Source organism: Ralstonia mannitolilytica, assembly GCF_905397375.1.
Lineage (GTDB): Bacteria > Pseudomonadota > Gammaproteobacteria > Burkholderiales > Burkholderiaceae > Ralstonia > Ralstonia mannitolilytica.
Genome location: NZ_CAJPVG010000001.1, coordinates 913,420 through 928,881, shown reverse-complemented (window position 1 = coordinate 928,881; position 15,462 = coordinate 913,420). Strand labels below are relative to the sequence as shown.

Here is a 15,462-nt window from a genome sequence, read left to right as displayed (position 1 = left end):
CGACCAAGCAGAAGAGCCGTCGTACGCCACCCGCAAAGGGGAGTTTTCTTCACATGAATATGACGAACGCCAATTCCGTGGTGTCGCTGATGAACAGCGTGCTGGCGCCGACCGGCCAGGTCGGCGGCATCGGCTCGGGCGCCGGCGGCGACGATGCCAAGGTCAGCGTGGATTTCGGGGCGGTGCTCAAGTCGTCGCTGGACAAGGTCGACGCCTCGCAGCAGAAGGCGGAATCCATCTCGCGCAGCTTTGAGATGGGCAACAACGACGTCGACCTGCACGACGTGATGCTGTCGCTGCAAAAGGCCAATATCGACCTGCAGACGGCGGTGCAGGTGCGCAACAAGCTGGTGTCTGCCTACCAGAGCATCATGAGCATGTCGATCTGACGGCACTTCCCCGCGGACGCTGCGGGGAACCTGTTCGATTCTGCTTGCCATTTATATCGTGCGCAATATAATTGCGTCATCGATTTATGATCGATGCCCCGGCCGACGCGTTGCCGACCGGGTTTCCCGCAAAAGGCAAAAGGCAAAAGGCAAGCAATAGGACTCGACCATGAAGACGCTCTATCAAACCCAGGTCACCGCAGAAGGCGGCCGCGCCGGCCACGTGCGCAGCGCAGACGGCACGCTGGATCTTGCGCTCTCGCTGCCGCGCGAACTCGGCGGCGCGGGCGGCGCGGCCACCAACCCGGAGCAGTTGTTCGCCGCGGGCTATGCCGCGTGTTTTGAAAACGCGGTGCTGCACGTGGCACGCCTGAGGCAGGTCAAGCTCGCGTCCACGGCGGTCACGGCCACGGTCGGCATCGGCCCGCGTGAAGACGGTGGCTTTGCGCTCACCGTGGCATTGGTGGCAACGCTGGGTGGCGTGGACCAGGCGACGGCCGAAGCGCTTGTGGCCGCGGCCCATGGCGTGTGCCCCTACTCGCATGCCGTCCGTGGCAATATTGACGTTCAATTGACTACGGTCGCGCGCTGAGCCCCGTGTGGGCCGATGCGGCACTCGCCGCTCGGGCGCCGGACCGTCCCCGGGAGTCTTCCGTGAACGACGTGCTGGCGCTCGATCAGCAACTGTGCTTTCCCCTGTACGCGGCAGGTCATCTGCTGACGCGTCTCTACCGCCCGCTGCTCGACGAGCTCGGGCTGACCTATCCGCAATACCTGGTGATGATGGCGTGCTGGCAGCAGGCGCCCTGCGCCGTCGGCGATCTCGGCCGGACGCTGTATCTGGACACGGGCACGCTCACGCCGCTGCTCAAGCGGTTGGAAGAACAGGGCCTCGTGACGCGCACGCGCGATCGTGACGATCAGCGCCGCGTGGTCATCGAGCTGACCGACTCGGGGCGTGCTCTGCGCGAGCGCGCCGCCAAGGTGCCGGAGGCCCTGGCGTGCCGGATTCCGCTGGAGCGTGATGAGATCGGCGCGACGCGCAACGTGCTGCGCAAGCTGCTCGATGCGCTGGCGGCGGCGGACGACCGCAGCTGAGGCGGCGCCGCCCTCTTGCGGCTCAGTACCGCGCCATGTTGCCGTAGGCGTTGCTTGCGTTGGTGCTGCGGCGTGCCGTATCGATCCGCTTCTGCAGACGCTCGAGGCGCGGATACACCATCGCGCGCACGCGGGCGTCGTCTTCCAGGATGCGCACCAGGAGGGCGCGCTTGCGTTCGATGCCGGCATGCGCCAGCGGCGGATGCGGCTCGGAGCGGCGCAGCGCATCGACATAGATGGCGCTCTCGCGCTCGAGCGTGCTGACGACTTCCCAGTTGCCCACCTCGGCGGCGCTGACCATTTCGGCGGTCAGGCGCGCGATGGCTTCGTAGCAGGCGAACAGACTGTCGCTGTCCTTGATGGGGATGTTGCGGTGCATGTTGGCTCCAGTTGGGCCGGATTCAGTCAAAGTTCGCCTGGCTCAAATGATGTTCAGCTGACCACGCTCAGGTGGCTCGCGCCTGCCGTGGCAGCTGGCTTGCCGATGGCAAGCCACGCGTCCTGCAGCGGTACGAGCAGCTTGTCGACCTCGGCGAGGATGGCCACGTCGCTGTTGGCGTTGGCCACCAGCAGGCGGCGCAGCATGTAGTCGTACAGGCTGTTGAGCTGGGTCGCGATCTCACCGCCGCGCTGGTGGTCCAGGCTCGCCTGCAGCCCCTGCCCGATGATCGAGATGGCCTTGTCGATCGCGCGCAGTTTGGCCGGCACGTCACCCCGTTCGATGGCGGCGGTGGCCATGTTGATGGCCGCTCGCGCGCCCTCGAACAGCATGGCGATCAGCCGATGCGGATTGGCGTCCACCACAGAGGTTTCAATGCCGACTTGCGCGTAGGCACCGATGGCTCGGCGTGCTGCGTACATGGAGTTTTCCTGGTCTGTTCTTGTAAGCGGTTCAGACAGTACTTACGGCGTCAGTTGTTGCTGCTTGAGGTCTGTTTTTGCAATGCGGCCAACTGCGTCGTCAGGTAGTTGCTGGTGTTGGTCATGCTGGCCACCAGCGCCGACAGCGCGTTGAACTGCGAGTAGTACAGCGCCTGCTTGGCATCGAGCTGGCGCTGCATGGCCGTGATGCGGCCGGCGATGGAGCTGAGCGAGCTGTTGATGGCATCGGTCTCGTTCTGCACCAGGCCCGTGGTCGAGAGCAGGTTCGTCGCCACGGTATTGAGCTGCGCTGCATAGCCGCGCTGCACCGTGACGCTGCCGCGGCTGCCCAGCGCCCCGCCCGTCACCTGCACCGTGAGCCCGTCCACCGCGGTGCCCGTGGCACCGTACAGATTCTGGCCGGAACCGACCGCCGCCACGCCGTTGATGGTGCCCTGCACGTCCTGGCCCGTCACGGCGGTCGGGCTGCCGCCGACCAGCGACGACGCGCCGTTGCCCGAGATCGAGATGCTCGAGTTGGAACCGTACTGGCTATTGGTGAAGGTCAGCACGCCGCTGGCATCCGCCGATACCGACACGTTGATCTTCGCGTTCTGCAGCGCGGCCGAACCGTTGATCTGCGACTGGATCTGCGCGGCCAGGCTCGATGCGGTGTAGCTGCCGGCCGGCACCGTGATGTTGGTAGCGATGCCGCTGACCGTGACCGACAGGCTATCGTTCACGCCCGCGGTGATGGTCGTATTGGCCGCCGCCGAGCCCTTCAGCGACCCTTGCGTGGCCAGCTGCGACACGGTGACGGCATACGTGCCCGACTTCGTGCTGTCGGCGAACTTCGGCACGCTCAGTTGTGCGTCCGTACTGGTGCCCGCGCCTGCAAACAGGCCGGCCACCTGGCTGGGCGACGCGGCAATCGCGTTGGCCAGCTTGGTGTTGTCGATCGACAGCGTGCCGTCCGAACCCATCGTCACGCCGATGCTGCCCAGCGACTGGTACGCGCCATTGCCGATGGCCTGGCCCAGCACGTCGGTGATCTGGTTGATGAGCGCCTTGGTGCTGACATCTCCGGCCAGCGGGCCATTGTTGGCGCTGTTGGCGGTATCGATGTTCGTCAGCGAGTTCAGGGAAACGCGCAGCGCGTTGTAGCCCTTGACGAAATTGACCACGGCGTTCGTGGTAGCCGTCGGGTCGTTGGCCACCGTCACGGTGGTGCTGCCCGTCTTGGACAGCGTAAACGCCGTGCCGTCCACCACGTTCGACAGCGTATTGGTCGGGCTCTGCACGGTGATGCCGTTGATCGTGGCCAGGGCGTTCTGGCCCGTGGTCACCTCGGTCATGTTCTGCGTGCCAGACGGGTCTTGCGAGAGCAGCGACTGCAGCGTCGCATCTCCCGACACCGAGATCTTCATCTCGGAGTTCGACCCGCCTGCCGTGGAGGTCAGCACCAGGCGGTACGGGTTGCCGCTGCCGTCGTTGACGATGCTGGCCGACACACCGAGGTTGGCCGAGTTGATCGCGTCGCGGATGCCCGAGAGCGTGTTGTTCGAGGAGTCGATCGTGATCGAGCCGCCCGGCAGGTTGCCGTTCTGCGTGAACGTGGCGCCCGAATACTTGCCGTTGGCAAACGTGCCGCCCGACACCGAGCCGAACGAGAACGAAATCGTGGTCGACGACCCGCTGCCGATGGCCGCGGTGGCGGAAGCCTGCCCCTGCGCGGCGAGCACCTGCGACTGCGCGAGCTGCGTCACGTTGACGGCGTACGAGCCCGCCGGCGCCGAACCCGTGAGCGAGGCACTGAGGATGGAGGCGTCGTAGCCGCTCGCCTTCATCGCGCTGAAGTTCGACACCGAGCTCAGTCCCGCCATGGCCGTCTGGAATGTCGCCAGCGAGCTCTTGAGGTTGCCCACCGCCGAGAGCTGCGTCTGGTAAGACGTCTGCTGGTTCTGCAGCAGGGTCAGCGGCTGGCTTTCCACCTTCATCAGGCTGGTGACCAACGTATTGACGTCGATGCTCGTCCCGATACCGGGAATCGAGATCGGCGGAACGTAGTTGTTGCTCGAGGAACTGCTGGTCGTGGTCGCCATGATCGGATCGGTCAGCGTATGCGTTGGCGGGAGTCCTTCCTCACAACGGCAGCGCTCGCCACTTCTTTAGCGGAGGTGGGCCACTCTTCACAATTGGATCAGCAAAACGAAAGGCCGGCGCCCCCTCGAGGAGCGCCGGCCTTCGACCCGGCCGCAACGCGCCGGGCTGACATCCGCCTGCCGATTAACCCTTGAGCAGGTTCAGGATGCTGTTCGGTGCCGAGTTGGCTTGCGCCAGCATCGCCGTACCGGCTTGCTGCAGGATGTTCTGACGCGTCATGTTCGACGTTTCTGCAGCGTAGTCGGTGTCGACCATGGCCGACTTGGCAGCCGACAGGGCGGTGTTGTTCGACGTCAGCGTGTTGATGGTCGAGGTCAAGCCGCTTTGCTGGGCACCCAGGCTGGCGCGCGCCGACTTCAGGGCGGTCAGGTCGGTGTCGATTGCCGTTTGCGCGGCCGTTGCGTTGGCAGCGCTCGTCACGCTGGTGCCGGCGCCCGTGAACGAACCGTATGCCGACAGGTTGACGTTGGTGATGGTCGCGCTGTCCGTCGTGGCGTTCTGGCCGTACTGGAACGTCACCGAAGCAACCGTGCCGTCGAACAGCTTGTTGCCGTTGTAGTTGGCGTTGGTCGCGATGTTCTTGTTGGCCGTGGCCAGCTGCTGGTATTCCTTGTCCAGGTTGGCCTGGTCAGCTGCCGACAGACCGCCGTTGTTGGCTTCCACAGCCAGTTGGCGCATACGTTGCAGGTTGTTTTCGACTTGACCCAGGTACGAGTCGGCCGTCTGCAGGTACGACTGTGCGTTGTTGGCGTTCTGGATACCTTGCGTTTGCGAGTTCAGCGTGGTCGTCAGGCTCGAAGCGACAGCGTACGCAGCAGCATCGTCCTTGGCGCTGTTCACGCGCAGGCCGGTGGACAGGCGCTGCAGAGACGTTTGCAGCGCGGATTGCGATTGCGACAGCGCTTGCTGCGTTTGCAGGGACGAAATGTTGGTATTGAGGCTGAGGGACATGACGGCTCCTAAGTTTCCCGTTGGTTTGTTGCCCGATTGGCGGCTTGTTCCGGCTGTGCCGGGCAACGTGACCTGCAACTTGAAGGGGATCAGGTCTGCGTTGTACTCAGGTTATCGGTGGCCGTCGAAGAAAGTTTAGGGTCGCCTTGACAAAATTGTGCGCTGGCGGCGGTCCGGGTTTCGGGCGCCCGTTTTTTTGAGCCGGCCCGCCAACAGCAGCAGCGCGCCTGCTTCTTGCCGTACAGGGCCTCGGCTATACTCGTCCGATAAATCACGGCGCCGCATCCCTCCATACAAAGAGCGCCACTTCGCACAGATGGGGAGTTGCAAGCCCCGCCCAGGCGCTCCAGCGGCCTGCCGGCGGTCATAAGAGCTCGAAGCGAGCCTGTTTGACCCGCAACACCCACCATGCTCAATGTCCTGATCGTCGAACCGCACGACATTGCCCGTGTCGGCCTGCGCCAGATCCTCAAGGATTCGCGCCTGGCACGTCAGATCGAGGCCGTGCCGGACCTGCGCGACGCCAACAACGACGTGCTCGCCCAGCGCGAGTGGGACGTCATGCTGTTTTCGGTGGAATCGGCCACCGGAGACGAGTTCCAGACCATCAAGATGGTCCGCCAGCAACACGCCCGCCTGGCCGTGCTCGCGCTGGGCCGCCATCCCGAAGCGCTGCTCGCGGTGCGCGCCCTCAAGGCCGGCGCCGCCGGCTATCTGCCGATGGATGCCAGCCAGCCGCAATTGCTGGCCGCGGTCAACGCCATCTCCAAGGGCAAGAAGTACCTGCCCTCCGACCTCGTGGAAGTGCTGGCCGACAACCTGAACGTCGACTGGGACAAGCCCCGCCACGACATCCTCTCCGACCGTGAATTCCAGACGCTGCGCATGCTCGGCTCGGGCCGCACGCTGAGCGAGATTGCCCAGGCGCTGCAGATCAGCGCCAAGACGGTCAGCGTGTACCGCGGGCGCGTGCTCTCCAAGATGAAGCTGCGCAACAACGCGGAGCTGACGATGTACGTCGTCAGCAACGGCCTCCAGCTCTAGGCCCCGGGGCCCACGCAAGGGTTCAAGACGGATAGAACCTCGGGATGCACGCGCCGTAGCGCCGGGCGTTCTCGCGCACGAGGTCTTGCACGGCCGCCGGTTCCAGCGGGCGCGTGAGCAGGTAGCCCTGGAACTCGTCGCAACCGGCTTCGCGCAGGAATTCAAGCTGACCCTCGGTCTCCACGCCTTCGGCCACAGTCTTCATTCCCATGGCCTGCGCCATCATGATGATGGCCCGCGTGATGGCCGCACGCTCGGCTACGTGCGGCAGGTCCTGCACGAACGAGCGGTCGATCTTCAGTGTGTCGATCGGAAAGCGGTGCAGGTACGACAGCGAGGAGTAGCCCGTGCCGAAATCGTCCAGCGCCAGCGATACGCCCATCGCCCGCAGCTCGGTCAGCAGCGCGTGCAGTGACGGGTCATCCCGGATGAGGATGCCTTCGGTCATCTCCAGCTCGACCGCGTTGCCCGGCAGGCCGCTGGTGGACAGCGCGCTGCGCACCATCGCGCTCAACTGGCCGGAGCTGAATGCCTGGCCCGACAGGTTGATCGACATGCGCAGGTGCGGCAGGCCGATGCGGCGCCAGCGCGCGAGCTGGTCGCACGCCGCGCGCAGGATCCAGCGGTCGATCTCGACGACGAGGCCGGTTTCCTCCGCATCCTGTATGAACTGCCCGGGCATCATGCGGCCGAAGTCGGCGGAGTTCCAGCGGATCAGCGCTTCCACGCTGACGATGCGGCCGGTCCTGACGTCCACGCGCGGCTGGTAGTCGGCATAGAACTCGTTGCGGTCGCTCGCGCGGCGCAGGCCCGATTCGATGCGAAAACGCCGCGAGACGCGGTCGTCGAGGTCGCGCGTGAAGGTCTGGAAGTTGTTGCGGCCGCGCTCCTTCGCCAGGTACATGGCGGCGTCGGCCTTGCGCAGCAGGGTGTTGGCGTCGTCGCCGTCGTGCGGTGCCACCGCAATGCCGATCGACACGCCCAGGTACAGTTCCTGCCCTTCAATATGGAAGGGCGCGCTGATGGCAGAGAGGATCCGCTCGGCCACGCGCCGCGTGCCGAGGCCGTCCAGCGCTTCGAGCATGACGACGAATTCGTCGCCCCCGAGACGCGCCACGGTGTCGGCTTCGCGCGCGCACGCCTGTAGCCGGGCCGCGACCTCGCGCAGCAGCATGTCGCCAAACTGGTGGCCGAGGGTGTCGTTGACGTTCTTGAAGCGGTCCAGGTCGAGGAACATGACCGAGACCCGCGTGCGGTTGCGCTGGGCCAGCGCCAGTGCGTGCTCCAGCCGGTCTTCCAGCGCCGAGCGGTTGAGCAGCCCCGTGAGCGTGTCGTGCGTGGCCAGATGCCGGATACGCTGCTGCGCCTCGCGGATCTGCGTGATATCGACCAGCGACACGAGCACCGAATACGGCGGCACGGGCGGTCCGGCCAGCCCGGCGCTGACCGTCCGGCCGCCATCGGCATACAGCGGCGTCCAGTTGCTCGACACCCACACGGTGCGCCCGTTCAGGCAATGCAGCCCAAAGATCTGGTTCAGCTGCGGCTGGCCGTCGGCCATGACTTCGCGGTCCGGCCAGTCGGCGGCGTGGATGGACGCCTCGAACTCGTCCACCGCCGAGTGCACCACCTCGGGCAGCGCGCGGCCAACCAGCTCGGCCACCGGCAAGCCCAGCAGCCGTGCGGCGCTGGGGTTGGCGTAGGTGACGCGGCGCTCGGCATCGCAGACGAGGATGCCCACGGTCAGCGCATTGACCATCGAAAGCAGGTCCAGCTTCGGGCAGAACCCTTGCGGCTCGCCACGCGCAGGGCAGCCGTCCGGCAGTCCGTCAGCATCGGCAGACGAGTGATCGGCGCGGATGGAGAAAGGCAAGGGATTCACGACGACTTCCGGCAGGACAACGCAGTATGGGCGGGCCGCAACATCGGCACCTTCTGCCCACTACAACGGCACGCCCCGGCAAATCTTTCGGGCCAGCGTCACTTTTGTGACACGCGCGCCGTGCTGGGCGGCGCGAACATCGCATGGCGTCGTCGCCTCGTGCATTTCAAGTGGATTAAAAATCACTTATACGAAGGGACAGCCTGCGCCGGGAACACTGCAAACCCGCGAGATAGCCCGGATTGACCGCCTTTCTTGCCGGAATGAGCTGGACGCAGGTGAGGAAGAATGCCACTCGAGAACCCGACTCTGCATGTTCGCGAGCGGGCAAGACCACCCCCCTAGCTCTCAAGTGATCCCCATGGCCGAAGCCGCTGCCGCCAATACCGCACCCGCTCCCGCGCCCGCCAAGGGCGGCGCGACCAAGCTCCTGTTGATCATCCTGATCGTGCTTGTCCTCGTCGGCATGGGCGGCGCGGCCGCATGGTTCTTCCTGGGCGGCGGCAGCCACGCCGCTTCGGCCAGCGCGCCGGCCAAGCCGAAGGAGCCCGTGTTCGTCGCCATGGAGACGATCACCGTCAACCTGCAGCCCGAAGAAGGCAGCGACCGTTACCTGCAGATCGGCATCACGTTCAAGAGCTTCGACAAGCATGCCGAAAACGACATCAAGGCTTACACGCCCGAGCTGCGCAGCCGCATCCTGACGCTGCTGGCCAGCAAGACGCCGGCGGAGCTGTATCCGGCCGAAGGCAAGACCAAGCTCGCCCGGGACATCGTCGAGCAGTGCGAGCAGGTCTACAAGGCCGTCGGGAAGGAATCGCCGGTGGCGGACGTCCTGTTCACCAACTTTGTGATCCAGTGACATGCTCAAGGAAGAGTTTCTCTCCCAGGAGGAGATCGATGCGCTCCTCAAGGGCGTCTCCGACGAGGTAGACGAGGAACCTGCCGAGGCCGACCCTGCAGGTGTACGGGTCTACAACCTGGGCTCGCAGGAGCGCATCGTGCGTGGGCGCATGCCCACGCTGGAAATCATCAACGAACGCTTTGCGCGCAACTGGCGCATCGGGCTGTTCAACTTCATGCGGCGCAACGCGGAAATCTCCGTCGGGCCGGTGAAGGTGCAGAAGTACAGCGAGTTCATCCGCAACCTGGTGGTGCCGACGTCGCTGAACCTCGTGCACGTCAAGCCGCTGCGCGGTACGGCGCTGTTCGTGTTCGACCCCAACCTGATCTTCCTGGTGGTCGACAACCTGTTCGGCGGCGACGGGCGCTACCACATGCGCGTGGAAGGCCGCGACTTCACCGACGTCGAGCAGCGCATCATCCAGCGCATGCTGCAGCTCGTCTTCGAGCACTACGCCAAGGCGTGGCAACCGGTCTACCCGATCGATTTCGAATTCCTGCGCATGGAGATGCACACCGAGTTCGCCAACGTGGCCACGCCCAACGAGGTGGTGGTGACCACGAGCTTCAGCATCGAGCTGGGCAGCAATGGCGGCGACGTGCACATCTGCATGCCCTACACCATGATCGAGCCGATCCGCGACCGGCTCACGTCCGCCATCCAGGGCGAGGCGCTGGAAGTGGACAAGCGCTGGCTGCGGCTGCTGTCGCAGCAGGTGCAGACCGCCGAGGTGGAACTGATTGCCGACCTTGCCACGGCCCGGGTGCAGGTCTCGGACATCCTGAACATGAAAGTGGGCGACGTGATCCCGCTCGAACTGGATGATTTCGTGACCGCCAAGGTAGACGGCGTGCCCGTCATGGAATGCAACTACGGCACCTTCAACGGCCAATACGCGCTGCGGGTCAACCGCATGCTGAACATGAGCGGCAGCGAGCCTGCCACGGAGTCCGACGATGACAACTGAACCGACCATGAACGCCGACGACAACGTCGATGTCGAGATGACGATGGAAGAGGCCATGGCCCTGGAAGCGGCCCAGCGTGCCGCGGCCAGCCCGCCGGCCAGCGCACCCGCCGCGGCCCCCGGCGGCCCGAGCCCGGTCTTCAAGCCGCTGACCCCGGATGGCCTGGGCGCCGCCCAGCGCAACGACATCGACATGATCCTGGACATCCCCGTGCAGCTGACGGTGGAGCTGGGCCGCACCAAGGTGCCCATCAAGAACTTGCTCCAGCTGGCGCAGGGCTCGGTGGTGGAACTCGATGCACTGGCCGGCGAGCCGATGGACGTGCTCGTCAACGGCTACCTGATCGCCCAGGGCGAGGTGGTGGTGGTCAACGAGAAGTTCGGCATCCGCCTGACCGACATCATCACGCCGTCCGAACGCATCCGTAAGTTGAACCGTTAAGCCGCACCAGCGCGCCGTCAATCGGCACCCTGACAGCAACCAATGCTCCCCCCGGGCAAGGTGTTGAAATGAACCATGCAGTGGATTGGGCCCGCACCCTAGGCGGGCTGTTTGTAGTATTGGCGATGATCGTGGCGGCCGGCTGGCTGATACGGCGCCTGCAGCAGCGCGCGGGCATGGGCCCCGGCGGCCGTCGCACCCAGGTCATCACCGTGGTTGCGCAGCAGATGCTGGGCGCACGCGAGAAAGTGGTGGTCCTCGACGTGGAAGGCACGTGGCTCGTGCTGGGCGTCACGCAGCAGCACGTGCAGACGCTGCATACGCTGCCGCGCCCGGCGCAAGCGTCCACAGATGCACCGGACGACCATGCCGGCGACGGCACGCCCGGCACCGGCAAGCCGCCGCGCTTTGCCGACGCATTGTCCATCCAGCTCAAGCGCCACCTGACGGGGAAGCCGGAATGACCGTGCGCGCCGTCCTTCGTTGCCTGGCCGCAGCGGTGCTGCTCGGCGCGGCGCCCGCCGTGTTCGCGCAGGCCCAGCCCGGCCTGCCGCTGCTGACCGGCACGGCCGGCGGCCAGAGCTATTCGCTGCCGGTCCAGACGCTGATCTTCCTGACGTCGCTCGGCTTCCTGCCGGCCATCATCCTGATGATGAGCAGCTTCACGCGCATCATCATTGTGCTGTCCTTGCTGCGCCACGCACTGGGCACGCAGACCACGCCGCCCAACCAGGTGCTGATCGGGCTGGCGCTGTTCCTCACGTTCTTCGTCATGTCGCCCGTGCTCGACAAGGTCTACACCGACGCCTACGTGCCGCTGCGCGACAACAAGATCACCGTGGAGCAGGCCATGGACACGGCGGCCACGCCGCTGCGCCAGTTCATGCTCAAGCAGACCCGCGAGCCCGACCTCGCGCTCTTCGTGAAGATGGGCAACATGCCGCCGATCGCCACGCCGGAGCAGACGCCGATGCGCGCGCTCATCCCCGCCTTCGTCACGAGCGAGCTCAAAAGCGCATTCCAGATCGGGTTTGCCATCTTCATCCCGTTCCTGGTGATCGACATCGTGGTGGCGGCCGTGCTGATGTCGATGGGGATGATGATGGTCACGCCGTCGATCTTCTCGCTGCCGTTCAAGATCATGCTGTTCGTGCTGGTGGATGGCTGGCACCTGCTGCTGGGCTCGCTGGCCCAGAGCTTTGTGCAATAAGGAGGCACCGCCATGACACCCGAGTACGTTCTGAACATGGCCCGCCAGGCCATGCAGGTGGCCATGATGGTGGGCGCGCCGATGCTGCTGGTCTCGCTCGTCGTGGGCCTGCTGGTGGCCGTCTTCCAGGCGGCCACGCAGCTGAACGAGCAGACGCTGTCGTTCATCCCCAAGCTGCTGGCAGTGGCTGCCACCATGGTTCTGGCAGGCCCCTGGATCCTGGGCGTGATCGTCGATTACACGCGCGACCTGCTCACGAACATCCCGAACTACGTGAACTGACGCAGCCGCGCTGACGTCGCCGCCGCATCCGCCATGATCCAATTCACCGCCGCCCAGCTCAACGGCTGGATCGCCATGTACTGGTGGCCGCTGGTGCGCGTGCTGGCGTTCATTGCGATCGCGCCGCCGTTTGCCAACAGCGAAGTGCCGACGTCGATCAAGGTGGCGTTTGGCGTGGTGATCACGGTCGCGCTGGCGCCCATGCTCCCGGTGCCGGCGGGCGTGTCGGTCGGCTCGTACGAGGGGCTGTGGCTCACGCTGCTGCAGGTGGCGATCGGGCTGTCGCTCGGGTTTTGCGTGCAGCTCGTGTTTTCGGCCATCAGCGGCGCGGGCGAGTTGATGTCGATCCAGATGGGCCTGGGCTTCGCCTCGCTGCTGGACCCGCAGCAGACCGAGAGCAGCATGCTGCTGGGCCGCTTCATCGGCCTCACCGCCCTCACCGCATTCATTGCCGGCGACGGCCACCTGGTGCTGATGCATGCGCTGTTCGACAGCTTTACCGCCCTGCCCGTCTCGGCCGCGCCGCTGGCCAATCCGGGCTGGCAGACGCTGGCCGGCGCAGGAACGATGGTCTTTGCGCTGGCCGTGCGCATCGCCCTGCCGATCATCGCGATCATGATGGTCGTCAACCTCGCGTTTGCCGTGCTGTCGCGCACGGCGCAGGCGCTCAACCCGTTTGCCGTGGGCATTTCCGCCACGGTGGTGGTGGGCCTGATGCTCGTGATGGTGATGATGACCTCGCTGGCGCCCGTGGTGGAGCGCTCCGTCATGGACGCGCTGGAACTCGGTGGACGGGCATTTGGGCAGTTCGGGGCCCGCTGAGCATGCCCGCATCCCGGCTGCTTCAAAAAGACTAAAACGATCGTTTCATATCACCCCAATCGCGCGGAGCGGAATCATTTGGCAGCAACGGCGCCCGATTAAATGGCGCCGTAATGCGGCGGCGTGTTTTTACCGCGCCTGGGCGTTTGCCGCATTCGTCGCTTCTGTCATACGAAATCCCGCATGTGGTTGTTTTCCTAAGGGATTTTTCAGTATGATTCGGCCCGGGGTTGGGGAATAGCAAGCGTTCCGAAAGACAAATACCGGCCGGCATAACGGCCCGCGCGCTCACCCAGATCAATCGACAACAACGAGAGCGAATCGGGTCAAGGCAAACGTCGCGTGCATGCGCGATCCGCCCACCCCGCGCCGGGCGCCGCGCAGCATGCGGCCACGGCGGTGCTCCGCACGCGAACACCGATATGCCCGATTTGCACTGGACAATCCCGGTTGCTCGCTGGTCCTGCTGGCCTGCCATTGGTTCTGATTCGGCATCGTCTCCTGACATCGGTTTTATTGAGCCGATGGTCCGGCGCCGCCTGAGTTCGCTCTCAAAAAGCGCGCTCAAGGTCGCACACGATTGCGTGTCGGATGTGCCGAACGCGCGCATCGTGTTTGCCTCGCGCCATGGCGAGCTGCGCCGCACGGCCGGCATCCTGGCCGACATCGAAGACGGCCAGCCCGTCTCCCCCACCGCCTTCAGCCTGTCCGTACTCAATGCCATGACGGGCGTCTTCGGCATTGCACGCGGCGACGTTTCCGCGGCAATAGCCGTATCCGCCGGGCCCGCCACGCTTGGGCTGGGGTTGCTGGAGGCGCATGCGCAATACGTCTCGGACCCGAGTGCGCCGGTATTGCTCGTCTATGCCGATGAGCCGGCCGATGCGCGCTTCGGCACCGTGGCCGATGACGTGGACGCGTGCGCGCTCGCCATCCTCCTCGATGCCGCGGCGCCGGCCTCACTGGTGTGCTCGCATGGGTGTGCAGGCGCGTTGCCAGCGCCCGCAGGCGACATGGCCACGCAAAGCCGGGCAGTGCTGCATTGCCTGGAATCCCGCAGTTCCAGCGCCTGGCAACATGCCGGCGGCGCCTGGGCATGGCAATGGCGCGAGGGTGCATGGCAACCGCACTGACCACCCGCGTGAACACGGCCTGGCGCCTGGCGGCCACGGGGCTGGCCTTCACCGTCTTCGGCATCTGCGGACTGCTGTTCTCGATCGTCGTGTTTCCGCTCGCGTGGCTGTGGCCGCACCGGGCGTCGCGCCAGCGTACTGTCACCCTGGTCATCCACTGGTTTTTCCGCGCGCTGGTGCGGGCGCTGCAATGGCTTGGCGTGATGAAGCTCGACGTTCACGGTGCCGAGCAGCTGCGCAACGGCGGCCCGGCCATCGTGGTGGCCAACCACCCGACCTACCTTGACGTCATGGTGCTGCTGGCGCTGACGCCGCGCGCCTGCTGCGTGGTCAAGCATGCGCACTGGGGCAACCCGTGCTTCTGGGGCATCGTGCGCGCCGCCGAATACATCAGCAACGCCGATCCGGCCGAGCTTGTCGAAGCCGGCGCGCGGCAACTGGCCGCCGGCTACACGATGATCATCTTCCCGGAAGGCACGCGCAGCCCGGCCAAGGACCGCCTGCACCCGTTCTCGCGCGGCTTTGCGCACATGGCGCTCAATGTGGGCGCGCCCATCCTGCCAGTGCTGATGGACTGCGACCCGCCTGCCTTCACCAAGACCATGCGCTGGTACGACGTGCCGCCGCGCGCCTTCTGCATGAAGGTGGCCGTCCTGCCGGCCGTCAGCGCCGCACGGTACGTGCCCCCCGGCGCGCCGACGATGCTCGCGGCCCGGGCTCTCACCAACGGCATCGAAACCCACATCACCGACCACCTTCTGCAATATGGATTCCTTGAAGCTCGAAATTAAGCAGCTCCTGATCGAGGCGCTCGATCTGGAAGACATGACGCCCGCCGACATCGACGACGATGCACCGCTGTTCGACACGAACGGCATCGGTCTGGATTCCATTGACGCATTGGAAATCGGCATCGTATTGCGCAAGCGTTATCAATTGACGATTGCCGCCAACGACGAACACACACGCGAGCATTTTCGCTCGGTCAATACGCTGGCCGCACTGGTCAAGAGCCAACAATAATCCGCCGGGCATTGGCAACGGCAGATACAGGGAGAGAAAACACCATGACGGACACCGAGATCCTCGAACGCATCCGCGCCATTTTCAAAGAGAACTTCGACATTGCGCCGGAGCGCGTCACGCCCGAAGCGCATCTGTTTGAAGAGCTCGACCTGGACAGCATCGACGCGGTCGACCTGGCCATCAAGCTGCAGGAAATGACCGGCCGGCGCATCAAGCCGGAAGAGTTCAAGACCGTGCGCACGGTGGGTGACGTCATCGGCGCGGTCGAATCGCTGCTGGCGGCATAAG

Annotated in this window: 20 protein-coding genes; 15 read left to right on the top strand and 5 right to left on the bottom strand. The window is 65.2% G+C overall.

The genetic code is table 11. The annotated features are described in order from the left end of the window. The first annotated feature begins 53 nt into the window (after positions 1-53). The 3 genes from fliE to KHN96_RS04120 all read left to right on the top strand — a co-directional run bounded on the left by fliE (position 54) and on the right by KHN96_RS04120 (position 1,487). Positions 54-389: a flagellar hook-basal body complex protein FliE gene (gene fliE, locus KHN96_RS04130; RefSeq protein ID WP_045218664.1), complete on the top strand. Its 336-nt coding sequence runs from the start codon at positions 54-56 to the stop codon at positions 387-389. Between the two features lie 169 nt (positions 390-558). After that, positions 559-981 carry an organic hydroperoxide resistance protein gene (locus KHN96_RS04125; protein ID WP_045218667.1) on the top strand — a complete coding sequence of 141 codons (423 nt, stop codon included), beginning with the start codon at positions 559-561 and terminating at the stop codon, positions 979-981. Positions 982-1,043: 62 nt separating this feature from the next. After that, positions 1,044-1,487 carry a MarR family winged helix-turn-helix transcriptional regulator gene (locus KHN96_RS04120; RefSeq protein ID WP_045218669.1) on the top strand — a complete coding sequence of 148 codons (444 nt, stop codon included), beginning with the start codon at positions 1,044-1,046 and terminating at the stop codon, positions 1,485-1,487. Positions 1,488-1,509: 22 nt separating this feature from the next. Here KHN96_RS04120 and KHN96_RS04115 read toward each other — a convergent pair whose 3' ends face one another. From KHN96_RS04115 to KHN96_RS04100, 4 genes are all read right to left on the bottom strand, one after another. Next, complete coding sequence (locus tag KHN96_RS04115) at positions 1,510-1,866, bottom strand: flagellar protein FliT (protein ID WP_045218671.1); 357 nt, start codon at positions 1,864-1,866, stop codon at positions 1,510-1,512. A gap of 53 nt (positions 1,867-1,919) precedes the next feature. Next, positions 1,920-2,348 (bottom strand): flagellar export chaperone FliS, encoded by a 429-nt coding sequence (gene fliS / locus KHN96_RS04110; protein WP_045218673.1) that lies wholly within the window; start codon positions 2,346-2,348, stop codon positions 1,920-1,922. Positions 2,349-2,398: 50 nt separating this feature from the next. Then, positions 2,399-4,450: a flagellar filament capping protein FliD gene (gene fliD, locus KHN96_RS04105; protein WP_062738106.1), complete on the bottom strand. Its 2,052-nt coding sequence runs from the start codon at positions 4,448-4,450 to the stop codon at positions 2,399-2,401. A gap of 184 nt (positions 4,451-4,634) precedes the next feature. Continuing rightward, on the bottom strand, positions 4,635-5,462 hold the full coding sequence (locus KHN96_RS04100; protein ID WP_045218676.1) for a flagellin N-terminal helical domain-containing protein: 828 nt from the start codon (positions 5,460-5,462) through the stop codon (positions 4,635-4,637). A 408-nt stretch (positions 5,463-5,870) separates the two neighbouring features. Between KHN96_RS04100 and KHN96_RS04095 the strand changes: the two genes are divergently transcribed. Then, the gene (locus tag KHN96_RS04095; protein WP_045218678.1) at positions 5,871-6,506 is read left to right on the top strand and encodes a LuxR C-terminal-related transcriptional regulator; all 636 of its coding nucleotides are present in this window, start codon (positions 5,871-5,873) and stop codon (positions 6,504-6,506) included. Positions 6,507-6,528: 22 nt separating this feature from the next. Here KHN96_RS04095 and KHN96_RS04090 read toward each other — a convergent pair whose 3' ends face one another. Next, complete coding sequence (locus KHN96_RS04090) at positions 6,529-8,388, bottom strand: putative bifunctional diguanylate cyclase/phosphodiesterase (RefSeq protein WP_373994669.1); 1,860 nt, start codon at positions 8,386-8,388, stop codon at positions 6,529-6,531. Between the two features lie 361 nt (positions 8,389-8,749). Between KHN96_RS04090 and fliL the strand changes: the two genes are divergently transcribed. The 11 genes from fliL (at position 8,750) to KHN96_RS04035 (ending at position 15,461) form a co-directional block, all read left to right on the top strand. Further along, positions 8,750-9,250: a flagellar basal body-associated protein FliL gene (gene fliL, locus KHN96_RS04085; RefSeq protein WP_045218681.1), complete on the top strand. Its 501-nt coding sequence runs from the start codon at positions 8,750-8,752 to the stop codon at positions 9,248-9,250. Between the two features lies 1 nt (position 9,251). Beyond that, positions 9,252-10,259, top strand: coding sequence for a flagellar motor switch protein FliM (fliM, locus tag KHN96_RS04080; protein ID WP_045218683.1), 1,008 nt, complete (start codon positions 9,252-9,254; stop codon positions 10,257-10,259). Further along, positions 10,249-10,701, top strand: coding sequence for a flagellar motor switch protein FliN (gene fliN / locus KHN96_RS04075; protein ID WP_045218685.1), 453 nt, complete (start codon positions 10,249-10,251; stop codon positions 10,699-10,701). The genes fliM and fliN overlap by 11 nt, the downstream gene beginning before the upstream one ends. A 68-nt stretch (positions 10,702-10,769) precedes the next feature. Beyond that, on the top strand, positions 10,770-11,165 hold the full coding sequence (gene fliO / locus KHN96_RS04070; protein WP_062738105.1) for a flagellar biosynthetic protein FliO: 396 nt from the start codon (positions 10,770-10,772) through the stop codon (positions 11,163-11,165). Further along, the gene (gene fliP, locus KHN96_RS04065) at positions 11,162-11,911 is read left to right on the top strand and encodes a flagellar type III secretion system pore protein FliP (RefSeq protein WP_045218688.1); all 750 of its coding nucleotides are present in this window, start codon (positions 11,162-11,164) and stop codon (positions 11,909-11,911) included. The genes fliO and fliP overlap by 4 nt, the downstream gene beginning before the upstream one ends. Positions 11,912-11,923: 12 nt before the next feature. Continuing rightward, a complete protein-coding gene (gene fliQ, locus KHN96_RS04060) occupies positions 11,924-12,193 on the top strand; it encodes a flagellar biosynthesis protein FliQ (RefSeq protein ID WP_045218690.1) in 270 nt (89 codons plus the stop codon). Between the two features lie 33 nt (positions 12,194-12,226). Beyond that, complete coding sequence (gene fliR, locus KHN96_RS04055) at positions 12,227-13,015, top strand: flagellar biosynthetic protein FliR (protein WP_045218692.1); 789 nt, start codon at positions 12,227-12,229, stop codon at positions 13,013-13,015. Between the two features lie 422 nt (positions 13,016-13,437). Continuing rightward, on the top strand, positions 13,438-14,148 hold the full coding sequence (locus KHN96_RS04050) for a beta-ketoacyl synthase chain length factor (protein ID WP_045218695.1): 711 nt from the start codon (positions 13,438-13,440) through the stop codon (positions 14,146-14,148). Then, on the top strand, positions 14,133-14,939 hold the full coding sequence (locus KHN96_RS04045; protein WP_045218698.1) for a lysophospholipid acyltransferase family protein: 807 nt from the start codon (positions 14,133-14,135) through the stop codon (positions 14,937-14,939). Before KHN96_RS04050 ends, KHN96_RS04045 begins: the two co-directional genes overlap by 16 nt. Continuing rightward, on the top strand, positions 14,914-15,171 hold the full coding sequence (locus KHN96_RS04040) for a phosphopantetheine-binding protein (RefSeq protein WP_045220295.1): 258 nt from the start codon (positions 14,914-14,916) through the stop codon (positions 15,169-15,171). The genes KHN96_RS04045 and KHN96_RS04040 overlap by 26 nt, the downstream gene beginning before the upstream one ends. Positions 15,172-15,215: 44 nt before the next feature. Then, complete coding sequence (locus KHN96_RS04035; RefSeq protein ID WP_045218700.1) at positions 15,216-15,461, top strand: acyl carrier protein; 246 nt, start codon at positions 15,216-15,218, stop codon at positions 15,459-15,461. The last annotated feature ends 1 nt before the right edge of the window (position 15,462 follow it).

Bases quoted from the DNA above. Each gene is read 5' to 3' on its own strand.
- fliE (WP_045218664.1), top strand. From the start codon at position 54: ATGAATATGACGAACGCCAATTCCGTGGTGTCGCTGATGAACAGCGTG.
- KHN96_RS04125 (WP_045218667.1), top strand. From the start codon at position 559: ATGAAGACGCTCTATCAAACCCAGGTCACCGCAGAAGGCGGCCGCGCC.
- KHN96_RS04115 (WP_045218671.1), bottom strand. From the start codon at position 1,866: ATGCACCGCAACATCCCCATCAAGGACAGCGACAGTCTGTTCGCCTGC.
- fliS (WP_045218673.1), bottom strand. From the start codon at position 2,348: ATGTACGCAGCACGCCGAGCCATCGGTGCCTACGCGCAAGTCGGCATT.
- fliD (WP_062738106.1), bottom strand. From the start codon at position 4,450: ATGGCGACCACGACCAGCAGTTCCTCGAGCAACAACTACGTTCCGCCG.
- KHN96_RS04100 (WP_045218676.1), bottom strand. From the start codon at position 5,462: ATGTCCCTCAGCCTCAATACCAACATTTCGTCCCTGCAAACGCAGCAA.
- KHN96_RS04095 (WP_045218678.1), top strand. From the start codon at position 5,871: ATGCTCAATGTCCTGATCGTCGAACCGCACGACATTGCCCGTGTCGGC.
- fliL (WP_045218681.1), top strand. From the start codon at position 8,750: ATGGCCGAAGCCGCTGCCGCCAATACCGCACCCGCTCCCGCGCCCGCC.
- fliM (WP_045218683.1), top strand. From the start codon at position 9,252: ATGCTCAAGGAAGAGTTTCTCTCCCAGGAGGAGATCGATGCGCTCCTC.
- fliN (WP_045218685.1), top strand. From the start codon at position 10,249: ATGACAACTGAACCGACCATGAACGCCGACGACAACGTCGATGTCGAG.
- fliO (WP_062738105.1), top strand. From the start codon at position 10,770: ATGAACCATGCAGTGGATTGGGCCCGCACCCTAGGCGGGCTGTTTGTA.
- fliP (WP_045218688.1), top strand. From the start codon at position 11,162: ATGACCGTGCGCGCCGTCCTTCGTTGCCTGGCCGCAGCGGTGCTGCTC.
- fliQ (WP_045218690.1), top strand. From the start codon at position 11,924: ATGACACCCGAGTACGTTCTGAACATGGCCCGCCAGGCCATGCAGGTG.
- fliR (WP_045218692.1), top strand. From the start codon at position 12,227: ATGATCCAATTCACCGCCGCCCAGCTCAACGGCTGGATCGCCATGTAC.
- KHN96_RS04050 (WP_045218695.1), top strand. From the start codon at position 13,438: ATGCCCGATTTGCACTGGACAATCCCGGTTGCTCGCTGGTCCTGCTGG.
- KHN96_RS04045 (WP_045218698.1), top strand. From the start codon at position 14,133: ATGGCAACCGCACTGACCACCCGCGTGAACACGGCCTGGCGCCTGGCG.
- KHN96_RS04040 (WP_045220295.1), top strand. From the start codon at position 14,914: ATGGATTCCTTGAAGCTCGAAATTAAGCAGCTCCTGATCGAGGCGCTC.
- KHN96_RS04035 (WP_045218700.1), top strand. From the start codon at position 15,216: ATGACGGACACCGAGATCCTCGAACGCATCCGCGCCATTTTCAAAGAG.